This is a genomic window from Streptomyces sp. NPDC059718, assembly GCF_042733315.1.
GTDB lineage: Bacteria > Actinomycetota > Actinomycetes > Streptomycetales > Streptomycetaceae > Actinacidiphila.
The window spans coordinates 103,609-126,625 of record NZ_JBHWGA010000028.1 but is presented as its reverse complement, the minus strand read 5'-3'; the positions used below and the strand labels follow the sequence as shown (position 1 = coordinate 126,625).

Sequence of the window (23,017 nt, the reverse complement as noted above, 5' to 3'; positions counted from 1 at the left end):
TCAGCCGGGCGTCTGCGCCAGCACACGGGCCCGGCACCGGGCAGGCGTACCCCAGGCGGAGCGCAGCGCGCGGGCTTTGGTGAGCCACAGGGACAGGTCGTACTCGGCGGTGTAGCCGAGGGCGCCGTGCAGTTGCAGCGCGGTCCGCGCGGCCCGGTACGCGGCCTCGCCGCAGGCCACCTTCGCGGCGGCGACGTCGGCGCCGGTCCCGGTCACGGCGGCGCCGTGCAGCAGGGGCCGGGCGAACTCCAGGGCGATCAGGGTGTCGGCCAGCCGGTGCTTGACGGCCTGGAAGGAGCCGACCGGCACCCCGAACTGGTGGCGCCGCCGCACATGGTCGACCGTACGGCCCAGCAGCGCGAGCCCGACGCCGAGCGCCTGGGCCGCCGTGACGAGCGCCGCCCGGTCGGCGGCCCGGGCGGCCGCGGCCGCGACGGCGGGCCCGGTGGCCAGCACCGCCGCGGTGCCCTCCTGCGGGACGGCCAGACGCCGGACGGGGTCGAGGGAGGCCAGGACCGGGCCGTGGTCGCGGGCCAGGAGCAGCCGGTCGCCGCTCACGACCAGGACGGCGTCGGCGGCGTCGGCGTCGAGGGCGTGGCCGCCCTCCGGCGCGGCGAGGCCCAGCACGGCCCGTCCAGCGGCGACGCGGGGCAGCCACTCCTTGGCCGGCCCCGGGTCGGGCAGCGCGTCCAGGAGCTCGGCGGCGGCCACCGTCTCGGCGACCGGGCCCGGTACGGCGTGCCGCCCCAGCTCGACGAAGGCGAGGGCGAGCTCGACGGGGTGCGGGCCGTAGCCGTCGTACGCCTCCGGCACGGCGAGCGCGAAGAGCCCGGCGTCGGCCAGCCGGGCCCACAGCCGCCGCCCCGGTGCGTGCTCCCCCGCGGCCCAGGCTCGCGCCGCCTCCGGCGTCCCGGCGGCGGCGAGCATGCGGTCCAGGGCGCGGGCGAAGTCCGCCTGCTCCACGGTCGGCAGGAACCTCATCGGCGACGCCCCCTCGGCAGCCCCGGCAACCGCTCGGCCGTGATCTCGCGCTGCATCCCGCTCGCACCCGCACACACAGCACGACACGAGCCACAAGCGCCGTACGCCCCGGCACGGCCGGCGCGAAGCGCCCGGCAACAGCGGGCCGGACCGTGCTCCCCCACGCCCCGGGCGCCCGGCGGAAACCTCATCGGCGACGCCCCCTCGGCAGCCCGAGCAGACGCTCGGCGACGATGTCGCGCTGGATCTCGTTCGTACCCGCGTAGACGGGCCCGGCGAGCGCGAACACCCAGCCCTCGGCCCAAGGGCCCCCGGCGGCCTCCCCCGGCTGCCCCAGGAGGTCCAGCGCGGTCTCGTGCAGGGCGATGTCCAGCTCGGACCAGAAGACCTTGGTGAGGCTGGACGCCCCGGCCTCCGGTGCGCCGCCTTCTGCGGCGCGGGCGGCGCCCGCGTAGGCGGCCAGCTGGTACGCGCGGGCGCCGATCAGCGCGTCCGCGACGCGGTCGGCGGCGGACGGGTCCGCGTCCTCGCCGCAGGAGTGCCACAGGGCCGCCAGGCGGCGGGCGGCCGCAGTGAAGCGGCCGGGGCTGCGCAGGGTGAGGCCGCGCTCGTCGGCCGCCGTGCTCATGGCGACCCGCCAGCCGTCGCCGGGGGCACCGACCACGTCGGCGTCGGGCACGAAGACGTCGTCCAGGAAGAGTTCGGCGAAGGCCGGCTTCCCGTCGAGGCGGGCGATCGGCCGCACGGTCACCCCGGGCGCGTCGAGCCCGAACATCAGGTAGGTCAGCCCCTGGTGCGGCCGCGGCGCCGCGGGGTGGCTGCGGAACAGCCCGAACGCGCGGTCGGCGAAGGCGGCGCGGGAGGACCAGGTCTTCTGGCCGCGCAGCAGCCAGCCGCCCTCGGTGCGGGTGGCCGTGGAGCGCAGCGACGCCAGGTCGGAACCCGCCTCCGGTTCGGACCAGGCCTGCGCCCAGATCACCTCGCCGCGCGCCATGGGCGGCAGGACGCGGTCGCGCTGCTCCTGGCTGCCGTGCTCCAGGAGGGTGGGCCCGAGCAGGCTGATCCCGTTCTGGCCGACCCGGCCGGGCGCCCCGGCGGCGTGGTACTCCTCCTCGAAGACCAGCCACTGGAGGAGCGTCGCGTCCCGCCCTCCGTAGGCGGCAGGCCAGGAGACGACCGACCAGCGGCCGGCGGCCAGCCGGCGCTCCCAGGCGCGGTGGGCGGCGAAGCCCTCGGCCGTCTCCAGGGAGGGCAGCGGGACGGCGGGGACGTGCGCGGCGAGCCAGTCCCGGGCCTGGCGCCGGAAGGACCGTTCCTCCGCGGTGAAGTCGAGATCCACCCGCTCCCCCTTCCCTAACAAGTGTTTGGTAGATTAACGTCGGTGGCGTGACTCCACCACCCCCGTACCAGCCGGGCCACGCGCTGCTGGCGGACCGCACCGCGGTCGTCACCGCAGCGGCGGGCGCCGGCATCGGCGGCGCGACGGCCCGGCGCCTCCTGGAGGAGGGCGCCCGGGTGGTGATCGGCGACGTCCACCAGCGGCGGCTGAAGGAGTGCGCGGCCGCCCTGGCGGACGAGTTCGGGCCGGACCGGGTCGCCGCGCTCCCCTGCGACGTCACGGACGAGACCCAGGTCGCGGCGCTGCTCGACCTCGCGGAGCGCCGGCACGGGCGGCTGGACGTCGTGGTCAACAACGCCGGCCTCGGCGGCACCGCCGAACTGACCGAGATGACCGACGGGCAGTGGGCGAAGGTCCTCGACGCCACCTTGACCGGCACCTTCCGCTGCACCCGCGCCGCACTGCGCCGGATGAAGGCCTCCGGGGCCGGCGGCGTCATCGTCAACAACGCCTCCGTCGCCGGCTGGCGCGCCCAGGCCGGGCAGGCTCACTATGCCGCGGCCAAGGCCGGGGTCATGGCGCTCACCCGCTGCGCGGCGGTGGAGGCGGCGACGTACGGGGTGCGGGTCAACGCCGTCTCCCCCAGCCTCGCCATGCACCCGCACCTGGTGAAGGTCACCACCCCCGGCCTGCTGGCGGAACTGACCGCGCGCGAGGCCTTCGGCCGCCCCGCGGAACCCTGGGAGGTCGCCAACGTGATCGTCTTCCTCGCCTCCGGCTACTCCTCGTACATGACCGGGGAGGTCGTCCCGGTGAGCAGCCAGCACGCGTGAAGCGAGAATGATCCCCGTGCCGAAGACCACTGCGAAGACCACGCCGAGAACCACGCCGAGGACCGCCAAGAGCCCCGCGGGGGCCGCGGCCCCCTCCGACGGGCGCCGCGCCGAACTCCTCGCCATCGCCGCCAGGGTGTTCGCCGCGCAGGGCTACAACGCCACCACCGTCCGGCGGATCGCCGACGAGGCGGGGATGCTCGCGGGCAGCCTCTACTACCACTTCGACTCCAAGGAGTCGATGCTGGACGAGATCCTCTCGGCCTTCCTGGACGAGCTGTGGGCCGGGTACGAGGACGTGCTCGCCGCCGGCCTCGGCCCACGGGAGACCGTCGAGGCCCTGGTCACCGAGTCCTTCCGGGAGATCGACCGGCACCTGGACGCCGTCGCGATCTACCAGCGGGAGGCCCGGCAGCTGGCGTCCTCCCAGCCGCGCTTCGCCTATCTCGGCGACTCGCAGCGCAGGTTCGAACGGCTCTGGCTCGGGACGCTGGAACGCGGCGCCGCCGCCGGGGTGTTCCGCGCCGACCTCGACCTGCGGCTGGCGTACCGCTTCATCCGCGACACCGTCTGGGTCGCGGCGTCCTGGTACCGGCCGGGCGGGCAGCACAGCCCCGAGGAGATCGCCCGGCAGTACCTGTCCATGGTGCTGGACGGCGTCACCGTCCGGGAATGACGCAGCCGCACCCGGTCCACCACCCGGTCCCCACGGAGGAGCAGTCATGGCCGAGGCCTACATCGTCGAAGCGGTCCGCACCCCGGTCGGCCGGCGCGGCGGCGGGCTGTCCGCGGTCCACCCCGCCGACCTCGGCGCCCACGTGCTGAAGGCGCTGGTGGAACGCTGCGGGGTCGACCCGGCCGCGGTCGAGGACGTCGTCTTCGGCTGCCTCGACCAGGTCGGCCCGCAGGCGGGCGACATCGCCCGCACCAGCTGGCTGGCGGCCGGGCTGCCCGAGGAGGTCCCCGGCGTGACCGTCGACCGCCAGTGCGGCTCCTCCCAGCAGGCCGTCCACTTCGCCGCCCAGGGCGTGCTGTCCGGCACCCAGGACCTCGTGGTGGCGGGCGGCGTCCAGAACATGTCGGCCATCCCCATCGGCTACGCCAACCACCGGGCCGTCGAACCGCTCGGCATGACCGCGGGCCCGTTCTCCGGCTCCGAGGGCTGGCGCGCCCGCTACGGGAGCACCCCGGTGAGCCAGTTCCACGGCGCGGAGCTCATCGCCGCGAAGTGGGGCATCACCCGTGAGGCCATGGAGGAGTTCGCGCTGCGCTCCCACCGGCGGGCGGTCGCCGCGATCGACGGGGGCCGCTTCGACCGCGAACTCGCCCCCTTCGCCGGTGTGACCGCCGACGAGGGCCCGCGCCGCGACACCACTGCGGAGAAGATGGCCGGCCTCAAACCCCTGGTGGAGGGCGGGCGGCTGACCGCGGCCCTGTCCTCCCAGGTCTCGGACGGGGCCGCCGCCATGCTCATCGCCTCCGAGCGCGCGGTCCGCGAGCACGGGCTCACCCCGCGGGCGCGGGTCCACCACCTCTCGGTGCGCGGCGAGGACCCCATCCGCATGCTCTCCGCGCCCATCCCGGCGACCGCGCACGCCCTGAAGAAGACCGGGATGACCATCGACGACATCGACCTGGTCGAGATCAACGAGGCCTTCGCCCCCGTCGTCCTGGCCTGGCTCAAGGAGACCGGCGCCGACCCCGGCCGGGTCAACGTCAACGGCGGCGCGATCGCGCTGGGCCACCCGCTCGGCGCCACCGGGGTGAAGCTGATGACCACCCTCCTGCACGAACTGGAGCGCACCGGCGGGCGCTTCGGACTGCAGACGATGTGCGAGGGCGGCGGCCAGGCCAACGTGACGATCATCGAACGGCTCTGACCCACCGCCCGGACGACCGGGAAGCCGAGCCCGGCGTCGGCGCGACCACACCGCGACGCGGGGGCCCGTGTCACCGCCCCCGCGTCACTCCCCCTCCGCCCGCGCCCCGTACACCCGCCCGGGGCGCTCCGCGACCGCGAGCAGCTTCACGGCGGCCTCCCCCGCCTCCGCGGGCGTCCACCGGGCGCCCCGGTCGGCGGTGGGCCCCGGCCGCCAGCCCTCCATGACCGTGATGCGGCCGCCCTCGGCCTCGAAGACCCGCCCCGTGACGCCGGCCGAGGCGGCCGACCCGAGCCAGACGACGAGCGGCGAGACGTTCCCCGGCGCCATGGCGTCGAAGGCACCTGCCCCGGGCACGGCCATGGCCTCGGCGAAGACCGCCTCGGTCATCCGGGTCCGGGCCGCCGGGGCGACGGCGTTGACCCGTACCCCGTACCGCGCCAGTTCGGCGGCGGCCACCAGGGTCAGGCCGACGACGCCCGCCTTGGCGGCCGCGTAGTTGCCCTGCCCGACGCTGCCCAGCAGCCCGGCGCCGGACGTGGTGGTGACGATCCGCGCGTCAGGGGTGCGGCCGGCGCGGGTCTCGGCCCGCCAGTGCGCGGCGGCGTACCGCAGCGGAAGGAAGTGGCCGGTGAGATGGACCCTCAGGACGGCGTTCCAGTCGTCCTCGTCCAGGTTGACGAGCATCCGGTCACGCAGGAAACCCGCGTTGTTGACCAGGGTGTCCAGCCGCCCGAACGCCTCCAGGGCGGTGGCGACGAGGGACGCCGCCCCCTGCGGGGTGGCGATGTCGCCGTCGTGCACGACGGCCTCGCCGCCCCGGACGCGGATCTCGGCGGCCACGTCGTGGGCGGGCGCGGCCGAACTCCCGGCGCCGTCCGGCCCGCCGCCGAGGTCGTTGACCACGACCCGGGCGCCCTCGGCGGCGAACGCCAGGGCGTGCGCCCGGCCCAGCCCGCGCCCCGCACCGGTGACGGCGACCACGCGCCCGGCGCAGATCCCCGCCGTGGCGCCGCCCTCCACGGTCATCCCGCCCATCCCGCTCCCCTTCCGTCCCGGGCCGCGGCGAGGAACACCGGGGCCTCGCCGCCGCCGTGCAGGTGCAGGCTGGCGCCGCTGATGTAACGGGCCCTCTCGGAGGCGAGGAAGACGCAGGCGTCCCCCACCTCCGCCGGCTCCGCGAGCCGCCCGAGCGGCACCGTGCGCTCCACGGCGGCGACACCGTCCTCGTCCCCGTAGTGCAGGTGCGACGACTCGGTGCGGACCATGCCGAGCACCAGGGTGTTCACGCGGATCAGCGGGGCCCATTCGACGGCCATGGAGCGCGCCAGGCTCTCCAGGCCCGCCTTGGCCGCGCCATAGGCCGCCGTTCCCGGTGAGGGACGGCCGCCACTGACGCTGCCGATCATCACGACCGCGCCACCCTCTCGCTGACGGGCCATCACCTGCTGGACGGCGAGCGAGGCGTTGAGCGGCGCCAGCAGATTGAGCTCGACGACCCGCGCGTGCCGTTCGGGTCCCGCCTCGCCGAGCAGCCGGTAGGGCGTCCCGCCCGCGTTGTTGACCAGGACGTCGATGCGCCCGTAGGTCTCCGCCACCGCGCCGAGGACCTCGGCCGCGGCGGCCGGGTCGCGCAGGTCCACCGCCCGGAAGTCGGCCCCGCCGGGGGCCGGCCCGGACGGCGGGCGGCGGGCGCAGACCACGACGCGGGCGCCGGCCTCGGCGAACGCGCGGGCGATGCCGGCGCCGACCCCGCGCGTGCCGCCGGTGACGACGGCGACCCGGTCCGACAGATCGACAGTCATGCTCACGCCGGAGTACCTTTCCCCTAACAAACGTTTGGTGGAAAGGTAGCTGATCCACGGATGACTGTCTCCACCGCGCACCCCGAACCCGGCGTCGCCGCCGTCACCGTCGACCACCCGCCGGTCAACGCCCTTCCCGTACGCGGCTGGTACGAGCTGGCGGACGCCCTGCGCGCCGCCGGCCGCGACCCGGGCACCCGCTGCGTCGTCCTGCGCGCCAAGGGCCGCGGCTTCAACGCGGGCGTCGACCTGAAGGAGATGCAGCGCACCGCGGGCCACACGGCCCTGATCGGCGCCAACCGCGGCTGCTACGAGGCGTTCGCCGCCGTCTACGAGTGCGAGGTGCCGGTCGTCGCCGCCGTGCAGGGGCACTGCCTGGGCGGTGGCATCGGCCTGGTCGGCAACGCGGACGCCGTCGTCGCCGCCGAGGACGCCTCCTTCGGCCTGCCCGAGCTGGACCGCGGCGCCCTGGGCGCGGCCACCCACCTCGCGCGGCTGGTCCCCCAGCACTTGATGCGCACGCTCTACTTCACCTCCCGCACCGTCACCGCCGCCGAACTCCACCGCCACGGCTCGGTCTGGCAGGTCGTGCCGCGCGGGGAACTCGACGCCGCGGCCCTCGCCCTCGCCCGCGAGATCGCGGCCAAGGACGGCGAGCTGCTCCGCCTCGCCAAGGCCGCCATCAACGGCATCGACCCCGTCGACGTCCGCCGCAGCTACCGCTTCGAACAGGGCTTCACCTTCGAGGCCAACCTCAGTGGCGTCGCGGACCGGCACCGCGACGCCTTCGTGTCCGGTTCCGGGTCCGGGTCCGGGGGGCGACGATGATCGACAAGCTCATGACCGCGGACGAGGTGGCGGCCGGGCTCCGCTCCGGGATGACCGTCGGCATCGGCGGCTGGGGCTCCCGCCGCAAGCCGATGGCCCTGGTGACAGCCGTCCTGCGGTCCGGCGTCACGGACCTGACGGTCGTCTCCTTCGGGGGCCCGGACGTCGGCCTGCTGGCCGCGGCGGGCCGGATCCGCAGGCTGGTCACCGCCTTCGTCACCCTGGACTCGATCCCGCTCGAACCGCACTTCCGCGCCGCCCGGCAACGCGGCGCCCTGGAACTCACCGAGCTGGACGAGGCCATGATGATGTGGGGCCTGACCGCGGCCGCCCACCGGCTGCCCTTCCTGCCGGTGCGCGCCGGGCTCGGCTCCGACGTGATGCGGGTCAACCCCTGGCTGCGGACGGTCACCTCGCCGTACGACGACGGGGAGGAGCTGGTCGCCGTCCCCGCGCTGCACCTGGACGCCGCCCTGGTCCACCTCAACCGCGCCGACGCCCGCGGCAACGGCCAGTACCTGGGCCCGGACCCGTACTTCGACGACCTGTTCTGCGAGGCGGCGGACGCCGCCTATGTGTCGTGCGAACGCGTCGTGGACACCGCCGACCTGCTCAAGGCGGCCGGCCCCCAGTCCCTCCTGGTGAAGAGGCAGTTCGTCACCGGGGTCGTCGAGGCCCCGCACGGGGCGCACTTCACCTCCTGCGTCCCGGACTACGAGCGCGACGAGGCCTTCCAGCGGGAGTACGCCCGGGCCGCCGCCGATCCCGCCGCCTGGACGGCCTTCGCGGAACGCCTGGTGTCGGGCACGGGGAAGGAGCGGCCGTGAACCCCACCCGCGCCGAATACGCCGTCGTCGCCTGCGCCGAGGCGTGGCGTGACGACGGTGAGGTGCTGGCCGCCCCCATGGGGCTGATCCCCTCCCTGGGCGCGCGGCTGGCCCGGCTGACCTTCGCACCCGGTCTCCTGCTCACCGACGGTGAGGCCCTCCTCCTGGACGTGGAGGGCGAGGTGGAGGGCTGGCTGCCCTACCGGCAGCACCTGGCCCTGGTCACCGGCGGGCGGCGGCACGTCATGATGGGCGCGAGCCAGCTCGACCGGTACGGCAACCAGAACATCTCGTGCATCGGCGACTGGCGGCGTCCCGCCCGGCAGCTGCTGGGGGTGCGGGGCGCGCCCGTCAACACGCTCAACAACCCGACCAGCTACTGGGTGCCGCGGCACTCGCCCCGCGTCTTCGTCGACCGCGTCGACATGGTGTGCGGCGTCGGCCACGACAGGGCGGCCGCCGCCGGCCCGTCGGCCACCCGGTTCCACGACATCCGGCGGGTCGTCAGCGACCTCGGCGTCTTCGACTTCGAGACCGCAGAACGCACCATGCGCGTCCGTTCCCTGCACCCCGGGGTGAGCCCGGCCGCCCTCAAGGAGGCCACCGGCTTCCCGCTGCCGGTCCCCGCGGACCCGCCGCGCACCCGCCCGCCCGGCGCCGAGGAGCTGCGGCTGATCCGTACCGTCCTCGACCCCGAGGGGCTGCGGGAGCGGGAGGTGCGGGTCTGATGGAGACCGCGCTGACCCGGCTCGTCGGGGTCCGCCACCCCCTGGTGCAGACCGGCATGGGCTGGGTCGCCGGTCCCCGCCTGGTGTCGGCGACGGCGAACGCCGGCGCGCTCGGCATCCTCGCCTCGGCCACCATGAGCCCGGAGCGGCTGCGCCAGGCGGTGCGGGAGGTACGGGAGCGCACCGAGGGGACGCCGTTCGGGGTCAACCTGCGGGCGGACGCGGGCGACGCCGCGGAAAGGGTGCGCATCATTGTCGAGGAGGACGTCCGCGTCGCCTCCTTCGCGCTGGCCCCCACCCGTGAGTTCATCGGCCGCCTCAAGGACGCGGGGGTGGTCGTCATCCCCTCCGTCGGCGCGCGGCGGCACGCCGAGAAGGTCGCCGCCTGGGGCGCGGACGCCGTGATGGTGCAGGGCGCCGAGGGCGGCGGCCACACCGGGAACGTCGCCACCACGGTGCTGCTGCCCCAGGTCGTGGACGCCGTCGGCATCCCCGTGATCGCGGCGGGCGGCTTCTTCGACGGCCGCGGCCTGGCGGCCGCCCTCGCGTACGGCGCGGCGGGCGTCGGTATGGGCACCCGCTTCCTGCTCACCTCCGACAGCCCGGTGCCCGACGCGGTCAAAGCCCGCTACCTGGCCGCGTCCGTGCGGGACGTCGTCGTCACCGACCGCGTCGACGGGCTGCCGCACCGCATGCTCCGCACCGACCTGGTGGCCGCCCTGGAGCGCTCTGGGAGGGCGGCCGCCCTACTGCGGGCCCTGCGGCACGCGGCGGCCTTCCGCCGTGTCTCGGGGATGGGCCCGCGCGCCATGGTCCGCGACGGCCTGGCGATGCGGCACGGCAGAAAGCTGACCTGGAGTCAGACCCTGCTTGCCGCCGGCACGCCGATGATGCTGAAGTCCGCGATGGTCGACGGCCGGCCGGACCTGGGTGTGATGGCCGCCGGGCAGGTCGCGGGCGTGATCGGCGACCTGCCCTCCTGCGCGGAACTCGTCGCGCGCGTCATGGCCGACGCCGAGGACGCCCTCGCCCGGCTGGCCTCCCTCGCCACGCCCGCCTGAGAGCCTGTGGCGGGCCCCCTCGCGGCCGCCCGGCCACACCGCGGCAAGGGCGTACCCGCGGACCGCTGACGCCTCCCTCACGGGCGGCCACGCGTCCCCGGCGTGCAGGCCCCCGTGCTGTTTCCGGCCGCCGACGGCGACCGGCCCGGCAGCACTCCTGCGGCCTCCCCCGTCGCGCTCCCCGTGACCTGGACCATGGTGCAGACGGGTGGCGTCATGATCGCGGCGGGAGCCGCCGGCCGGCACCGGCTCCGCGACGGCGTCGGCGCCCGCTCGTGCTGCTGCTGCGAGACCCCGTCCTCCCCACCGAGGGCGTCGCCGAGCAGGTGCAGCCGATCCTGGAGATCCTCCCGCCGCAGATGCCGGGCTACGAGGTCACCATCACCCGTGGCCAGGACCCGGACGCGGCCGCACACGGACCGGCGGAGGCGCCGCGTCTCCTGTCGTCCCCGCCGGCGGCGCCACCCGGGCGAACGGGCCCGGCGACCCTCACCCCACCGGTCGAGCCGCCCCCGGGGAGCGGCGCGCCGCCTTGATCACGTGCGTCACGGCTGTTGCCATGACGCACTATGGCGACGACGCATGAGCTGACGTCACCGGATGCCCGGCCCCGCGCGCGCCACGCCGCACCGCCGCGCAGCCGCCCGCACTCCGAGGTCCTTCTGCTCGCCTCCCTGGCGGCGCTCTTCACCGTGGTCCAGCTCCTCCTGGTCGTCGTGCCCGGCATGGGCCTCGGCTGGGACGAGTCGGTCTACGTCAGCCAGGTCTCCCCGGACATCCCCTCGGCCTTCTTCAGCGCGCCCCGCTCCCGTGGCGTGCCGGTCCTCGTCGCGCCGATCGCGCTGCTGACCGCGTCGACCCTCGCGCTCCGCGTCTATCTGGCGGTCCTGTCGGGCGCGGCCCTGTTCCTGGCCCTGTGGCTGTGGCGGCCGCTGCTCGGCACCCGGGTGGTGGCGCTGGCCGGGCTGCTCTTCACCGGGCTGTGGGTGACCCTGCTGTACGGCCCCCAGGCGATGCCCAACCTCTGGGTCGCGCTGGTGGCCCTGATCGCGGTGGGCTGCTACCTGCACGCGGCGGCGCCGGGCCACACCGGCCGGGGCGCGCTCGCCGGCCTGGCGGTGGCGTTCGCCGCGCTGACCCTGCTGCGCCCGCACGACGCCGCCTGGCTGGCCCTGCCACTGGGCGTCGCCGCGCTCTTCGTGCGCGGCCGGCGCCGGCCGGTGCTGCTCGCGGTCATCGCGGCCGGGGTGCTGCTGGGCGGCGCCCAGTGGGTCGTCGAGGCGTTCACCAGTTACGGCGGCATCCTGGCCCGGATGGACCGCGCGAACGCCATCGAGGGCGGCCTCGGCTGGCACCTGGCCTTCGCCGACCAGCTCAGCACCCTGGACGCGTCGCACACGCTGTGCCGCCCCTGCGACGCCGTCTGGCAGCACAAGGGTGACGCCGTGTGGTGGTTCGCCCTGCCCGCCCTGGTGGCGGCCGGGGTCGCCCTCGCGCCGCGGCGCGAGGGGCAGGCGCCCGGAGCGCGGTTCCTGCCGGCGGTGTGCGGCCTGTCCCTGGCGCTGCCCTACCTGGTGCTCATCGACTACGCCGCACCGCGCTTCCTGCTCCCGGCGTACGCCCTGCTCGCCCTGCCCGCGGCCCAGTGCCTCCTCCTGCTCCCCGCGCGGGTACGGCCGGCGCTGCGCCCGGCCGTCACCGGCGCCGTGGTCGCCGTCGTGCTCGCGCAGCTCGTCACCCAGCAGATCGTGCTCCACCGCGCGGTGCGCAGCTCGACCATCGGCAACGGCGACTACGCCCGTATGGCCGCGGAACTGAACCGGCTGGGGGTGCGCCCGCCGTGCCTGGTGACGGGGCCGATGGCGACGCCCGTCGGCTACCAGGCGCGCTGCGCCTCCGGCCAGACCGCGGGGAACAACGAGAACCTGACCCCGGCCGGCATCCTGCGCCTGGCCCGCACCCAGCCCGTCGCCGTCCTCACCCCGCGGGGCGGGCAGCCGCCCGCGTACGCGCGTGACTGGCCCTCACACCCGCTGCCGGACCTGAACTACCACCAGGGCTACCGCGTCCACCTCTCGCCCAGGTGACGGACACAATGGACGGGTGATCCCGGACGTCCGCCTGCCCTCCCCGCTGGCCGAGCTGCGCGACGACGAGCGTCTGGCCGGGCGCGGCGTCCGGATGCTCGTCAAGCGGGACGACCTGATCCACCCCGATCTGCCGGGGAACAAGTGGCGCAAGCTCCACCTGAACCTGCGGGCCGCCCTCGACGGCGGCCACCGCGGCCTGCTGACCTTCGGCGGCGCCTACTCCAACCACCTGCGCGCCACCGCCGCCGCGGGCCGGCTGCTCGGCATCGCCACCACGGGCGTCGTCCGCGGCGACGAGCTGGCCGGGCGCCCGCTCAACCCCTCCCTCGCGCGGGCCGCCGCCGACGGCATGCGGCTGCACTTCGTCGACCGGGGCACCTACCGCCGCAAGGACGAGCCGGAGGTCCTGGCGGCCCTCCTGGACCGTCTGGGGCCCGCCTACGTCGTCCCCGAGGGCGGCAGCAACGCGCTCGCCGCGCGGGGCTGCGTGGCGCTCGGCGAGGAGCTGCGCGGCAGGGCGGACGTCGTGGGCGTGGCCTGCGGGACGGGCGGCACCCTGGCGGGCCTGGCGGCCGGACTGGATCCGGGGCAGCGGGTCATCGGGTTCCCGGTCCTCAAGGGCGGCGGGTTCCTGGCCGTGGAGATACGCCGGCTCCAGGAGGCGGCCTTCGGCGGGCCGCGCGGGTCCTGGCTGCTGGACGACCGCTTCCACCACGGCGGCTACGCCCGGACCTCGCCCGAGCTCCACGCGTTCGCGGCGGACTTCGGCGCGCGGCACGGCTTCGTCCCGGACTCCGTCTACGTCGCGAAGATGCTCCACGGCCTGTTCTCGCTGGCGCAGGAGGGTGCCTTCGCGCCCGGCACGACGGTCGCGGCCGTCGTGACCGGGCGGCCGACCGGTTAGCCTTGCTGGCATGATCCGAGCCGCGACACCTGCCGACGTCCCGGAGATCCACGCGATGATCCGCGAACTCGCGGAGTACGAGCGGGAGCCGGACAGCGCGCGGGCCACCACGCAGCAGCTCCACGACGCGCTCTTCGGCCCGGATCCGGCCGTCTTCGCGCTCCTGGCCGAGGACGACGCCCTGGGCACGCCCGTGGGCTTCGCGCTGTGGTTCCGGAACTTCTCCACCTGGACCGGGACCCACGGCGTCTACCTGGAGGACCTGTACGTGCGCCCCCCTGCGCGCGGCGGCGGCCACGGCAAGGCCCTGCTCGCCGGACTCGCCGCCATATGCGTGGAACGGGGCTACGAGCGCTTCGAATGGTCCGTGCTGGACTGGAACGAGCCGTCCCTCGCCTTCTATCGTGCGATGGGCGCCCGTCCCCAGGACGAATGGACGGTGCAACGACTGACCGGCGACCCCCTTCGTGCCCTCGCTGAGCAGGCACGTATCAACAAAGCGACATCTCTTTCGATTTGACACCGCAGACCACTAGCGACGTTGCGTGCTCGTGCGCCTACTATGGGTGACAGCCACGGGGTGCCGGGTCAGGGCTCATTCATGGCGGCGACCGTGCTCCGTCCGGGCGACACCGGGGTACGGATCGCGATAGCGTCGCTGGCGAACCGAATCAGATCCAGTGCAATGCCGATGTGGGCAGTGCGTGTGCCACCTTGGAGGTGAGGGTGTCCCAGATCGCAGGCGAGCCCGGGTCGAAGGACTTCGTCGAGGTCCGGCTGCCCGCGGCGGGGGCCTACCTGTCGGTGCTGCGTACGGCGACGGCAGGACTTGCGGCCCGCTTGGACTTCACCCTCGACGAGATCGAAGACCTGCGCATCGCCGTGGACGAGGCGTGCGCCATCCTGCTCCAGCAGGCCGTCCCGGGGTCCGTGCTGAGCTGCGTCTTCCGCCTGGTCGGGGACGCCCTGTGGGTGACCGTGTCGGCGCCCACCACTGACGGCCGCGCCCCGGAGCGCGACACCTTCGCCTGGACCGTGCTGTCCGCGCTGGCCGGCGAGGTGGACTCCAGCGTGGCCGACGACAAGACCGTGAGCATCGCCCTGCACAAGAAGCGCGGTGCCGGACCGGGACAGCTGTAACGGGGGAATCGCCGTGAACGATCTGGAAGGCAGCACGCCGGGGGTGCGGGGCCGCCCCGTACCCGCCCCTGCGGCGCGGCGCCACGAGGCGCGGCCGCATCCCGGTACCGGGCCCGTGTCCGGCCTCGGGAGCAGTGACGCGGCCGGGCAGACGGATCAGGCGGATCGGGCGGATCGCATGGCGCAGGAGCAGCAGGAGCAGCAGGAGCAGGACCACGGGCAGGAGCAGCACGGGCACCACGAGACCCACGACCGGGCCGGGGCCCGGGCGCTCTTCGTGGAGCTCAGCAAGCTCCCCCCGGGCTCCCCGGAGCGCGCCGAGCTGCGCAACCGCCTGGTCCGCATGCACCTGCCGCTGGTCGAGCACCTCGCCCGGCGCTTCCGCAACCGGGGCGAGCCGCTCGACGACCTCACCCAGGTCGCCACGATCGGGCTGATCAAGTCCGTGGACCGCTTCGACGTGGACCGCGGGGTGGAGTTCTCCACCTACGCGACCCCCACCGTCGTCGGCGAGATCAAGCGGCACTTCCGCGACAAGGGCTGGGCGGTGCGTGTCCCGCGCCGACTGCAGGAGCTGCGGCTCGCCCTCACGACGGCGACCGGCGAGCTCTCGCAGCAGCACGGGCGGGCCCCGACGGTGCACGAGCTGGCCGAGCACCTGAAGATCACGGAGGAGGAGGTCCTGGAGGGCCTCGAATCCGCCAACGCGTACAGCACGCTCTCCCTGGACGTGCCCGACACCGACGACGAGTCCCCGGCCGTCGCCGACACCCTCGGCGCCGAGGACGACGCGCTGGAGGGCGTGGAGTACCGGGAGTCGCTCAAGCCGCTGCTGGAGCAGCTGCCGCCGCGCGAGAAGAAGATCCTGCTGCTGCGCTTCTTCGGGAACATGACCCAGTCGCAGATCGCCCAGGAGGTCGGCATCTCCCAGATGCACGTCTCCCGGCTGCTGGCCCGGACGCTGGCCCAGCTGCGCGACAAGCTCCTGGTCGAGGAGTGACGACGGTACGGCTGAGGTGACGGCGGCGCCCCCGGGCGCCGCGGCTCACTGCTCCGCCGTACGCCCGATCCCGAGGGCGTCGGTGGCCGCGGGATGGACGAGGAGCACCAGCTCGGCGACGGCGGCCACGCCGAGCGCGGCACCGGCGGCGATCATGACGCCGCCCGCCTGCACCATGCTCCAGGCGACGGGGAGCGCGACGAGCTGGATGATCAGCGCGGGGCCGCGGCTCCAGCGGCGCGCGTGCCAGAGCCCGTACGCGGCCGCCAGCGGCATGGCCGCCAGGGCGAGGACGGTCACGCCTCCGGCCTCCGCCTGGCGCGGGCTGTCGGGGTCGCCGAGGATCCCCAGGGCCAGCATCGCGATCCCCCAGGCCGCCAGGGCGGCGCCTTCCAGTGCCGCGACCGCGGCCGCCGCCGCGAGGCGGCGCGTACGGCCCGGCTGCACGGGCTTCTCGTTGCCACTCACCCCAGCAGGGTAGCCGCCGTATCCGGGCCACCAGGGGTGCGGCCCGGTACCGCCCGGTAGGTACCCTGGCGGGCATGCGCGCCCTTCTCGTGGTCAACCCAGCCGCCACCACCACCAGCGCCCGGACGCGTGACGTACTCGCGCACGCGCTCGCCAGCGACCTGAAGCTGGAGGTCGCCGCGACCGAGTACCGCGGCCACGCCCGCGACCTCGCGCGGCAGGCCGCGGAGGGCGGGGAGATCGAGCTGGTCGTCGCCCTGGGCGGGGACGGCACGGTCAACGAGGTGGTCAACGGTCTGCTGCACAACGGCCCCGACCCCGACGGCCTGCCGAAGCTCGCGGTGGTGCCCGGCGGGTCCACGAACGTGTTCGCGCGCGCCCTGGGGCTGCCCAACGACGCCGTCGAGGCGACCGGCGCGCTGCTGGACGCGCTGCGCGAGCGCAGCTCCCGCACGGTCGGCCTGGGCCTGGTGAGCGGCACCCCGGGCACGGAGGACGAAGGGGTGCCGGCGCGCTGGTTCACCTTCTGCGCCGGGCTGGGATTCGACGCTGGTGTCGTGGGACGGGTGGAACAGCAGCGCGAGCACGGCAAGCGCTCCACCCACGCGCTCTACATACGCCAGGTCGTGCGCCAGTTCCTCACCGAGCCGAACCGGCGCGCCGGCGCGATCACCCTGGACCGGCCGGGCGAGGACCCGGTGACCGACCTCGTGCTGGCCCTCGTGTGCAACACCGCGCCGTGGACCTACCTGGGCAACCGGCCGATCTACGCCTCGCCGCGCGCGTCCTTCGACACCGCCCTCGACGTGCTGGGACTCTCCCGGCTGACCAGCGCGGCGGTCACCCGCTACGCCACCCAGCTGCTCCGTTCGACCCCGGAGCGCGGGCCGCAGGGCAAGCACGCGACCTCCCTGCACGATCTGACGGACTTCACCTTGCATTCGCAGGCGCCACTGCCGTTCCAGGTGGACGGAGACCACCTGGGACTGCGAATGAGCGCAACCTTCACAGGCGTACGCCGTGCACTGCGTGTGATTGTGTAAGCAGAAGGACATAAAGTCCTTTCACTCGAACGTTTAGGCTGCCCTGCACCCCATGGAAGTACGGCTGTGACGGAGCCGACACCGAGGATTCAAAAAAAACTTTTCGGAAGGGGTTGTATCCGCAGCCCAGGTTTGCGAGGCTCTTCCTGGCGATCGGGACAGCCGCTCATCGGGCGTCCTCGGCAGCCGGAATCCTCACCACACCCCCGCGGGACCGCACCAGGAGACTGGGCGATGTCCCGTGTCGTGTCTGAGGATTCGTGAAAGCGTTCACATTCACAAGCAACTTACATGCAACACAAGGAGATGGAGCAGCCATGGACTGGCGTCACAACGCCGTTTGCCGCGAGGAAGACCCCGAGCTCTTCTTCCCCATCGGCAACACCGGTCCTGCGCTGCTGCAGATCGAGGAAGCCAAGGCCGTCTGCCGCCGCTGCCCCGTGATGGAGCAGTGCCTGCAGTGGGCGCTGGAGACCGGCCAGGACGCCGGCGTGTGGGGTGGCCTCAGCGAGGACGAGCGTCGCGCAATGAAGCGCCGCGCCGCCCGCAACCGCGCCCGCAACGCCAGCGCCTGACGCACTCGCTTACCCCCGAGCCGCAGCGCGCAGCACCTCCGAACCGCGCAGCATCGCGACGCGAAGAGCCCCGGCCGCTCCCCGAGCAGCCGGGGCTTCGGCGTTCCCGGAGCCCGGTCCTGCGAAGTCTGCCGACCCACCGGACCCACCGGACTCGCAGGACCTCGACGGGTTTCAGCCCTCCAGCGGCAGTTCCAGGACGACCTTCGTCCCGCGCTCCTCGGCCGGGACCATGTCGAAGCTTCCGCCCAACTCCCCCACCACCAGGGTCCGTACGATCTGCAGCCCGAGGTTGCCGGCCCGCTGCGGGTCGAACTCCGCGGGCAGGCCGCGCCCGTCGTCCCGTACCGCGATGCCCAGCTTCTGCCCGTGCCGCTCGGCGGCCACCTCGACGGTGCCCTGCTCGCCCGGCCCGAACCCGTGCTCCAGGGCGTTCTGCAGCAGTTCGGTGAGGACCATCGACAGCGGGGTGGCCACCTCGGCCGTCAGGATGCCGAACCGCCCGCTGCGGCGCGCGGTGACCCTGCCCGGGGAGATCTCGGCGACCATCGCCAGCACGCGGTCGGCGATCTCGTCGAACTCCACGCACTCATCGAGGTTCTGCGACAGCGTCTCGTGCACGATCGCGATCGAGCCGACCCGCCGCACCGCCTCCTCCAGCGCCTCCCGGCCCTTGTCGGAGTCCATCCGCCGGGCCTGCAGCCGCAGCAGCGCCGCGACCGTCTGCAGGTTGTTCTTCACCCGGTGGTGGATCTCCCGGATGGTGGCGTCCTTGGTCATCAGCTCGCGCTCCCGGCGGCGCAGCTCGGTCACGTCCCGCAGCAGCACCAGGGAGCCGTTGTGCGTGCCCTTGGGGCTCAGCGGGATCGCCCTCAGCTGGATGACGCCGCCGTTGCCCTCGATCTCGGTCTCCCGCGGCGCCTTGCCGCCGGCGACGGTCACCAGCGCCTCGTGGCTCTTGGTCCGCGAGGGGGCCAGTTCGGCGGAGACCGAGCCCAGGTGGTGGCCGACGAGGTCGGCGGCCAGGCCGAGCCGGTGGTAGGCGGAGAGCGCGTTGGGGCTGGCGTACTGGACGACGCCCTCGGCGTCGAGCCGGATCAGGCCGTCGCCGACACGCGGTGAGGCGTCCATGTCGACCTGCTCGGAGGGGAACGGGAAGCTGCCCGCCGCGATCATCTGCGCCAGGTCGGACGCGCTCTGCAGATAGGTGAGCTCCAGCCGGCTGGGGGTCCGCACGGTGAGCAGGTTGGTGTTGCGGGCGATGACCCCGAGGACCCGGCCCGCACGGCGCACCGGGATGGACTCGACCCGGACCGGGACCTCCTCGCGCCACTCCGGGTCACCCTCCCGGACGATCCGGCCCTCGTCGAGTGCGGCGTCCAGCATCGGGCGGCGGCCGCGCGGCACCAGGTGGCCGACCATGTCGTCCTGGTACGAGGTCGGGCCGGTGTTCGGCCGCATCTGGGCGACGGAGACGTAGCGGGTCCCGTCACTGGTCGGGACCCACAGCACGAGGTCCGCGAAGGAGAGGTCGGAGAGCAGTTGCCACTCCGATACCAGCAGGTGGAGCCACTCGAGATCGGAATCGTCGAGGTCCGTGTGCTGGCGTACGAGATCGTTCATGGAGGGCACGCAAATGAGCGTATCCCGCGCTCATGGCAGGCGCCGTCATCCAGTCCCCACAAAGGTCTCCGACGACCTATGATCTGACTGCGTCACCCTGTGGACAGGCGTTAGTGGTCTAGTCCAGAATTGACGTACAACCGAACTTCCATCCTTCCCGCACAGAAGGGTGGAGCGAGGCCCCGGCGCTCTCTGCCCTGACTGCGCCAGGCCTCATGGTCGGCCCTCACGGGCCGCGGGAACCGCACATCCCGCGCGCCACGGGCCGACGGCAGCTCCGGGCTGCGGTGCTGGGCGGGTTGAGGGTCCCGTCCCGGCGCCGCGGCCCGAAGTGGTGTCAGGGCCCTTCCGGCCCGCCTTCCGGCTCAGCGCGTCTCGGTCACCTTCGCCAGCGCGCGCGGCGCGTCGGGGTCCTGGCCGCGGGCGATGGTGATCTCGTAGGCCAGCATCTGCAGCGGGAGGATCTCCAGGATCGGCTGCACCTCCTCGGCGACGCCCTCGGTGGGGAGGACGAAGCCGGCGGAGGCGGCGTCGACCGACGCCTGGTTGCCGATGACCACCAGATCGGCCCCACGGCCGCGGAGCCGGTCCAGCACCGGCTGGAGCGCCTCGCCGCCCTTGCCCTCGGTGACGATCGCGATGACCGGGGAGACGTTGTCGACCATGGCCAGCGGGCCGTGCAGCAGGTCGGCGCCGGAGAAGGACAGGGCCGGGATGTAGCTGGTCTCCATCAGCTTCAGCGCGGCTTCCTTCGCGGTCGGGTAGCCGTAGCCGCGCGAGGTGAGCACCAGGCGCTCGGCGAAGCGGTAGCGCGCGGCGAGCGCCCTGACCTCGTCCTGGCGGGCGAGGATCTGCTCCGCGAGTTCCGGCAGGACCTTGGCGGCGTTGCCGTCGCCGCCCCGCAGCCCCTCGACGAACAGGTAGAGCGCGAGCAGCTCGGCGGTGTACGTCTTGGTCGCCGGCAGCGCCTTCTCCGGGCCGGCCAGGACGTCGATGTGGAACTCGGAGACCTCGGCCAGCGGCGAGTCGGCGTTGTTGGTGACCGCCAGGGTGATCGCGCCGGCCTCGCGGGCGGCCCGGGTCGAGGCCACCAGGTCCGGTGAGCCGCCGGACTGGCTGACCGTGACGACCAGGCAGTCCGTCAGGTCCGGGCGCGCGCCGTAGGCCGTGGTGGTCGACATCGACGTCAGCCCCGCGGGCTTGCCGAGGACCACCTCCACCAGGTACTTGGCGTACAGGGCCGCGTTGTCGGAGGTGCCGCGCGCGGTGAGCAGGACGAAACGCGGTCCGCGCGCGGCGAGCAGCTCGGCGGTCCGCCGGATCCGCGGGGCGCCCTCCTCGAGGATGCGGCGCAGCACCGCGGGCTGCTCGGCCATCTCGCCGGACATGATCCGGCCGGGCGTCGGCTGCTGCTCGGTCGGCGACGGGGCGGACATTCTCGGGGCCTCCAGGTGGATCCGGAACGGATGTGCCGCGGCGGACCTCAGTCGCCGGCCTCCTTGCCCGCGATGACCTCCGCGGCCGCCCGCCCGCACACGCGGGCGGCGCCGTGGGTCGCGATGTGCAGCGCGCCGGACGGTGCCGCCTGGGGAACGCCCATCTCCACCACCACCGTGTCCGGACGGGCGGCGAGCAGCGCGCCCAGCGCCTCGGCCATCCAGAGGTGGCGGTGCACGTCACGCACCACTGCGACGATCCTACGAGTCCCCGCCGACCGCAGCACATGTGCGGTCAGCGCGTCACCTTCGCGAAAGCTCCCGGTCACCGTGCCCGGGAAGACCCGGTCGAGCTCGGCGGCGACGCCCCACGGGGTCTCGTCGCCGACGGCGATGTTGGCGACCGGGGTGAAGGCCGCGACGTACGGCGCCTCGGCGACCGGCAGGTACGCGTCGGTACGGGTCACGCGCAGGGCGCGGCGGGCCGCGACCAGGCCGATCCCGGGGTCCGGTGCCGCGCTCGCCGGCGCCGCGGAGCACTCGGCGGCCCAGGCGGCCAGGCTCCGCACCCGTCCGGCGGCGTCGGCGAGCCGCTCCCGGGGCAGGTCGCCGTCGCGCACGGCGGCGACGATGGCGTCGCGCAGGGCGACCACCGTCTCCTCCTCGGCCAGGCCGCCGCCCACGCAGATGGCGTCGGCGCCGGCGGCCAGCGCCAGGACGGTGCCGCGCTCGATGCCGTACGCGTCGGCGATGGCGCGCATCTCGATGCCGTCGGTGACGATCAGGCCGTCATAGCCCAGTTCGTCGCGGAGCAGTCCGGTGAGCACGGCGGGGCTGAGGGTGGCCGGGCGGTCCGGGTCGAGGGCGGGCACGAGGATGTGCGCGCTCATCACGGCCTTGCTGCCGGCGGCCAGGGCGGCCCGGAACGGGGCGAGTTCACGGGCGTGCAGGGTGTCCGGGTCGACGTCCACCCGGGGCAGGGCGTGGTGGGAGTCGACGGAGGTGTCGCCGTGGCCGGGGAAGTGCTTGGTGCAGGCGGCGACCCCGGCGGACTGCAGGCCCTCGACGTACGCGGCGGTGTGCCGGGCGACCAGCAGCGGATCGGAGCCGAAGGAGCGCACGCCGATGACCGGGTTGCGGGGGTCGGAGTTGACGTCCGCGGACGGCGCCCAGTTGAGGTTGACCCCGCACTCGGCCAACCGGCGGCCGAGTGCGGCAGCGACGTCGCGGGTCAGGGCGGTGTCGTCGACGGCACCGAGGGCGAGGTTGCCGGGGAACGAGGAACCGCTGCGGGCCTCCAGCCGGGTCACGTCACCGCCCTCCTCGTCGGCGGCGATCAGGACGTCGGGCCGTACCGCGCGCAGCTGCGCGGTGAGCGCGGCCAGTTGCCCGGGCGACTCGATGTTGCGGGCGAACAGGGCGACGGAGCCCAGTCCCTCGGCGAGCCTGCGCAGCAGCCACTCGGGTGCGGTGGTGCCGTGGAAGCCCGGCTGCAGGACGGTGAGGGCGTCGCGGACGAGGTCGCCCGAGTCCGCGGTGCCGTCGTGGATCTGGCTCAAGGTCTCGGTCATCCCTTCACCGCCCCGGCGGTCAGTCCGGCGGCGACCCTGCGCTGCACGATCAGGAAGAAGATCACCACGGGCACGCCCATCATGGTCGAACCGGCCATCATCGGCGCGTAGTCCGTACCCCGCGAGGTGACGAAGTTGCCGAGCCACACCGTCGCCGTCTGGTGCTCCTGGCTCATGATGAGCATCGCGTACAGGTACTCGTTCCAGGCCTGGATCAGCGCGTAGATGGAGGTGGCGACGAGGCCCGGGGCGAGCAGCGGCAGGATGATCCGGAAGAACGCGCCCATGCGCGTGCAGCCGTCGACCATCGCCGACTCCTCCAGCTCCTTGGGGATGTTGACGATGAATCCGCGCAGCGTCCACACCGTGAAGGGGAGCACGAAGGTCAGGTACGTGATGACGAGTCCGGAGAGCTTGTCGATCTGGTCGATCTGGTTGAGCAGCAGGAAGACCGGGATGATCATCGCCACCAGCGGCACCATCTGCACGGCGAGGATCGCGACGATCACCGCCTTGCGGCCGCGGAACACGAAACGGGAGATGGCCAGCGCCGCCAGCAGCCCGATGACCAGGCCGAGGCCGACGGTGGAGCCGGAGACGATCAGGCTGCGGCCGACCGATCCCCAGAAGTCGCCGACGTCGAGGGCGTCGGAGAAGTTCTGGAAGGACAGGCTGGTCGGGAAGAGCTTGGGGTCGGGGTCGATGGCGTCCTTGGCGGGCTTGAACGCCGTGTTGATCATCCAGTAGACCGGGAAGCCGGAGACCACCACGACCAGCAGGCCGAGCAGGTTGTAGACCGTCCGCCCCTTGCGCCGGGGCCGCCGCGCGGCGCGCGCCGCCGGAGCGGCGGCCGGCACCCTCTCGGCGGGAGCCGTGTCGAGCATG

Annotated in this window: 24 protein-coding genes; 15 read left to right on the top strand and 9 right to left on the bottom strand. The window is 74.0% G+C overall.

Features of this window, described 5'->3' with window-relative positions; genetic code table 11:
- Together ACFV3E_RS28870 and ACFV3E_RS28865 are read right to left on the bottom strand one after the other, a co-directional pair.
- Complete coding sequence (locus tag ACFV3E_RS28870) at nucleotides 1–981, bottom strand: acyl-CoA dehydrogenase family protein (RefSeq protein WP_500537294.1); 981 nt, start codon at nucleotides 979–981, stop codon at nucleotides 1–3.
- Nucleotides 982–1,168: 187 nt separating this feature from the next.
- Nucleotides 1,169–2,320: an acyl-CoA dehydrogenase family protein gene (locus ACFV3E_RS28865; RefSeq protein WP_500537293.1), complete on the bottom strand. Its 1,152-nt coding sequence runs from the start codon at nucleotides 2,318–2,320 to the stop codon at nucleotides 1,169–1,171.
- A gap of 47 nt (nucleotides 2,321–2,367) precedes the next feature.
- Between ACFV3E_RS28865 and ACFV3E_RS28860 the strand changes: the two genes are divergently transcribed.
- From ACFV3E_RS28860 to ACFV3E_RS28850, 3 genes are read left to right on the top strand one after another with little or no spacing between them, the layout of a single operon-like run.
- Complete coding sequence (locus ACFV3E_RS28860; RefSeq protein WP_500537292.1) at nucleotides 2,368–3,153, top strand: SDR family oxidoreductase; 786 nt, start codon at nucleotides 2,368–2,370, stop codon at nucleotides 3,151–3,153.
- Between the two features lie 7 nt (nucleotides 3,154–3,160).
- Nucleotides 3,161–3,829 (top strand): TetR/AcrR family transcriptional regulator, encoded by a 669-nt coding sequence (locus ACFV3E_RS28855; RefSeq protein ID WP_500537291.1) that lies wholly within the window; start codon nucleotides 3,161–3,163, stop codon nucleotides 3,827–3,829.
- 46 nt (nucleotides 3,830–3,875) lie between these two features.
- Complete coding sequence (locus tag ACFV3E_RS28850) at nucleotides 3,876–5,033, top strand: acetyl-CoA C-acetyltransferase (protein ID WP_500537290.1); 1,158 nt, start codon at nucleotides 3,876–3,878, stop codon at nucleotides 5,031–5,033.
- 84 nt (nucleotides 5,034–5,117) lie between these two features.
- On the opposite strand, the gene ACFV3E_RS28845 is transcribed toward ACFV3E_RS28850, so the two are convergent.
- Together ACFV3E_RS28845 and ACFV3E_RS28840 are read right to left on the bottom strand one after the other, a co-directional pair.
- Complete coding sequence (locus ACFV3E_RS28845; protein ID WP_500537304.1) at nucleotides 5,118–6,062, bottom strand: SDR family oxidoreductase; 945 nt, start codon at nucleotides 6,060–6,062, stop codon at nucleotides 5,118–5,120.
- Nucleotides 6,059–6,844, bottom strand: coding sequence for an SDR family oxidoreductase (locus ACFV3E_RS28840; RefSeq protein WP_500537289.1), 786 nt, complete (start codon nucleotides 6,842–6,844; stop codon nucleotides 6,059–6,061). The genes ACFV3E_RS28845 and ACFV3E_RS28840 overlap by 4 nt, the downstream gene beginning before the upstream one ends.
- 54 nt (nucleotides 6,845–6,898) lie before the next feature.
- Here ACFV3E_RS28840 and ACFV3E_RS28835 point away from each other — a divergent pair, with 54 nt between their 5' ends.
- The 10 genes from ACFV3E_RS28835 to ACFV3E_RS28790 all read left to right on the top strand — a co-directional run bounded on the left by ACFV3E_RS28835 (nucleotide 6,899) and on the right by ACFV3E_RS28790 (nucleotide 15,416).
- On the top strand, nucleotides 6,899–7,666 hold the full coding sequence (locus tag ACFV3E_RS28835; RefSeq protein ID WP_500537288.1) for an enoyl-CoA hydratase family protein: 768 nt from the start codon (nucleotides 6,899–6,901) through the stop codon (nucleotides 7,664–7,666).
- The gene (locus ACFV3E_RS28830) at nucleotides 7,663–8,493 is read left to right on the top strand and encodes a CoA transferase subunit A (RefSeq protein WP_500537287.1); all 831 of its coding nucleotides are present in this window, start codon (nucleotides 7,663–7,665) and stop codon (nucleotides 8,491–8,493) included. The genes ACFV3E_RS28835 and ACFV3E_RS28830 overlap by 4 nt, the downstream gene beginning before the upstream one ends.
- On the top strand, nucleotides 8,490–9,221 hold the full coding sequence (locus tag ACFV3E_RS28825) for a CoA-transferase subunit beta (protein WP_500537286.1): 732 nt from the start codon (nucleotides 8,490–8,492) through the stop codon (nucleotides 9,219–9,221). The genes ACFV3E_RS28830 and ACFV3E_RS28825 overlap by 4 nt, the downstream gene beginning before the upstream one ends.
- The gene (locus ACFV3E_RS28820; RefSeq protein WP_500537285.1) at nucleotides 9,221–10,282 is read left to right on the top strand and encodes an NAD(P)H-dependent flavin oxidoreductase; all 1,062 of its coding nucleotides are present in this window, start codon (nucleotides 9,221–9,223) and stop codon (nucleotides 10,280–10,282) included. The genes ACFV3E_RS28825 and ACFV3E_RS28820 overlap by 1 nt, the downstream gene beginning before the upstream one ends.
- Before the next feature lie 275 nt (nucleotides 10,283–10,557).
- Nucleotides 10,558–10,818, top strand: coding sequence for a hypothetical protein (locus ACFV3E_RS28815; RefSeq protein WP_500537284.1), 261 nt, complete (start codon nucleotides 10,558–10,560; stop codon nucleotides 10,816–10,818).
- 33 nt (nucleotides 10,819–10,851) lie between these two features.
- The gene (locus ACFV3E_RS28810) at nucleotides 10,852–12,369 is read left to right on the top strand and encodes an ArnT family glycosyltransferase (protein ID WP_500537283.1); all 1,518 of its coding nucleotides are present in this window, start codon (nucleotides 10,852–10,854) and stop codon (nucleotides 12,367–12,369) included.
- A gap of 16 nt (nucleotides 12,370–12,385) precedes the next feature.
- Entirely contained in the window at nucleotides 12,386–13,276 is an 891-nt protein-coding gene (locus tag ACFV3E_RS28805) for a 1-aminocyclopropane-1-carboxylate deaminase/D-cysteine desulfhydrase (RefSeq protein ID WP_500537282.1), read from the top strand.
- Between the two features lie 10 nt (nucleotides 13,277–13,286).
- Nucleotides 13,287–13,796 (top strand): GNAT family N-acetyltransferase, encoded by a 510-nt coding sequence (locus ACFV3E_RS28800; RefSeq protein ID WP_500537281.1) that lies wholly within the window; start codon nucleotides 13,287–13,289, stop codon nucleotides 13,794–13,796.
- Between the two features lie 206 nt (nucleotides 13,797–14,002).
- Nucleotides 14,003–14,416, top strand: coding sequence for an ATP-binding protein (locus tag ACFV3E_RS28795; protein ID WP_319138557.1), 414 nt, complete (start codon nucleotides 14,003–14,005; stop codon nucleotides 14,414–14,416).
- A gap of 43 nt (nucleotides 14,417–14,459) precedes the next feature.
- A complete protein-coding gene (locus ACFV3E_RS28790; RefSeq protein ID WP_500372658.1) occupies nucleotides 14,460–15,416 on the top strand; it encodes an RNA polymerase sigma factor SigF in 957 nt (318 codons plus the stop codon).
- 45 nt (nucleotides 15,417–15,461) lie between these two features.
- Here ACFV3E_RS28790 and ACFV3E_RS28785 read toward each other — a convergent pair whose 3' ends face one another.
- Nucleotides 15,462–15,884 (bottom strand): hypothetical protein, encoded by a 423-nt coding sequence (locus ACFV3E_RS28785; RefSeq protein ID WP_500537280.1) that lies wholly within the window; start codon nucleotides 15,882–15,884, stop codon nucleotides 15,462–15,464.
- A 74-nt stretch (nucleotides 15,885–15,958) separates the two neighbouring features.
- Here ACFV3E_RS28785 and ACFV3E_RS28780 point away from each other — a divergent pair, with 74 nt between their 5' ends.
- Nucleotides 15,959–16,927, top strand: coding sequence for a diacylglycerol/lipid kinase family protein (locus tag ACFV3E_RS28780; RefSeq protein ID WP_500331110.1), 969 nt, complete (start codon nucleotides 15,959–15,961; stop codon nucleotides 16,925–16,927).
- A 317-nt stretch (nucleotides 16,928–17,244) separates the two neighbouring features.
- Entirely contained in the window at nucleotides 17,245–17,502 is a 258-nt protein-coding gene (locus tag ACFV3E_RS28775) for a WhiB family transcriptional regulator (protein WP_018563321.1), read from the top strand.
- A 174-nt stretch (nucleotides 17,503–17,676) separates the two neighbouring features.
- Here ACFV3E_RS28775 and ACFV3E_RS28770 read toward each other — a convergent pair whose 3' ends face one another.
- From ACFV3E_RS28770 to ACFV3E_RS28755, 4 genes are all read right to left on the bottom strand, one after another.
- Nucleotides 17,677–19,125 carry a sensor histidine kinase gene (locus ACFV3E_RS28770; protein WP_500331109.1) on the bottom strand — a complete coding sequence of 483 codons (1,449 nt, stop codon included), beginning with the start codon at nucleotides 19,123–19,125 and terminating at the stop codon, nucleotides 17,677–17,679.
- Between the two features lie 365 nt (nucleotides 19,126–19,490).
- Nucleotides 19,491–20,561 (bottom strand): SIS domain-containing protein, encoded by a 1,071-nt coding sequence (locus ACFV3E_RS28765; RefSeq protein ID WP_500537279.1) that lies wholly within the window; start codon nucleotides 20,559–20,561, stop codon nucleotides 19,491–19,493.
- Between the two features lie 47 nt (nucleotides 20,562–20,608).
- Nucleotides 20,609–22,132 (bottom strand): glycoside hydrolase family 3 protein, encoded by a 1,524-nt coding sequence (locus ACFV3E_RS28760; RefSeq protein WP_500537278.1) that lies wholly within the window; start codon nucleotides 22,130–22,132, stop codon nucleotides 20,609–20,611.
- The gene (locus ACFV3E_RS28755) at nucleotides 22,129–23,016 is read right to left on the bottom strand and encodes a carbohydrate ABC transporter permease (RefSeq protein ID WP_500537277.1); all 888 of its coding nucleotides are present in this window, start codon (nucleotides 23,014–23,016) and stop codon (nucleotides 22,129–22,131) included. Before ACFV3E_RS28755 ends, ACFV3E_RS28760 begins: the two co-directional genes overlap by 4 nt.
- Between the last annotated feature and the right edge of the window lies 1 nt (nucleotide 23,017).

Excerpts from the sequence above, each read along its gene's own strand:
- ACFV3E_RS28760 (WP_500537278.1), bottom strand. The coding sequence starts at position 22,132 with ATGACCGAGACCTTGAGCCAGATCCACGACGGCACCGCGGACTCGGGC.
- ACFV3E_RS28830 (WP_500537287.1), top strand. The coding sequence starts at position 7,663 with ATGATCGACAAGCTCATGACCGCGGACGAGGTGGCGGCCGGGCTCCGC.
- ACFV3E_RS28775 (WP_018563321.1), top strand. The coding sequence starts at position 17,245 with ATGGACTGGCGTCACAACGCCGTTTGCCGCGAGGAAGACCCCGAGCTC.
- ACFV3E_RS28780 (WP_500331110.1), top strand. The coding sequence starts at position 15,959 with ATGCGCGCCCTTCTCGTGGTCAACCCAGCCGCCACCACCACCAGCGCC.
- ACFV3E_RS28800 (WP_500537281.1), top strand. The coding sequence starts at position 13,287 with ATGATCCGAGCCGCGACACCTGCCGACGTCCCGGAGATCCACGCGATG.
- ACFV3E_RS28845 (WP_500537304.1), bottom strand. The coding sequence starts at position 6,062 with ATGACCGTGGAGGGCGGCGCCACGGCGGGGATCTGCGCCGGGCGCGTG.
- ACFV3E_RS28835 (WP_500537288.1), top strand. The coding sequence starts at position 6,899 with ATGACTGTCTCCACCGCGCACCCCGAACCCGGCGTCGCCGCCGTCACC.
- ACFV3E_RS28820 (WP_500537285.1), top strand. The coding sequence starts at position 9,221 with ATGGAGACCGCGCTGACCCGGCTCGTCGGGGTCCGCCACCCCCTGGTG.
- ACFV3E_RS28810 (WP_500537283.1), top strand. The coding sequence starts at position 10,852 with ATGGCGACGACGCATGAGCTGACGTCACCGGATGCCCGGCCCCGCGCG.
- ACFV3E_RS28870 (WP_500537294.1), bottom strand. The coding sequence starts at position 981 with ATGAGGTTCCTGCCGACCGTGGAGCAGGCGGACTTCGCCCGCGCCCTG.
- ACFV3E_RS28765 (WP_500537279.1), bottom strand. The coding sequence starts at position 20,561 with ATGTCCGCCCCGTCGCCGACCGAGCAGCAGCCGACGCCCGGCCGGATC.
- ACFV3E_RS28755 (WP_500537277.1), bottom strand. The coding sequence starts at position 23,016 with ATGCTCGACACGGCTCCCGCCGAGAGGGTGCCGGCCGCCGCTCCGGCG.
- ACFV3E_RS28855 (WP_500537291.1), top strand. The coding sequence starts at position 3,161 with ATGATCCCCGTGCCGAAGACCACTGCGAAGACCACGCCGAGAACCACG.
- ACFV3E_RS28770 (WP_500331109.1), bottom strand. The coding sequence starts at position 19,125 with ATGAACGATCTCGTACGCCAGCACACGGACCTCGACGATTCCGATCTC.
- ACFV3E_RS28850 (WP_500537290.1), top strand. The coding sequence starts at position 3,876 with ATGGCCGAGGCCTACATCGTCGAAGCGGTCCGCACCCCGGTCGGCCGG.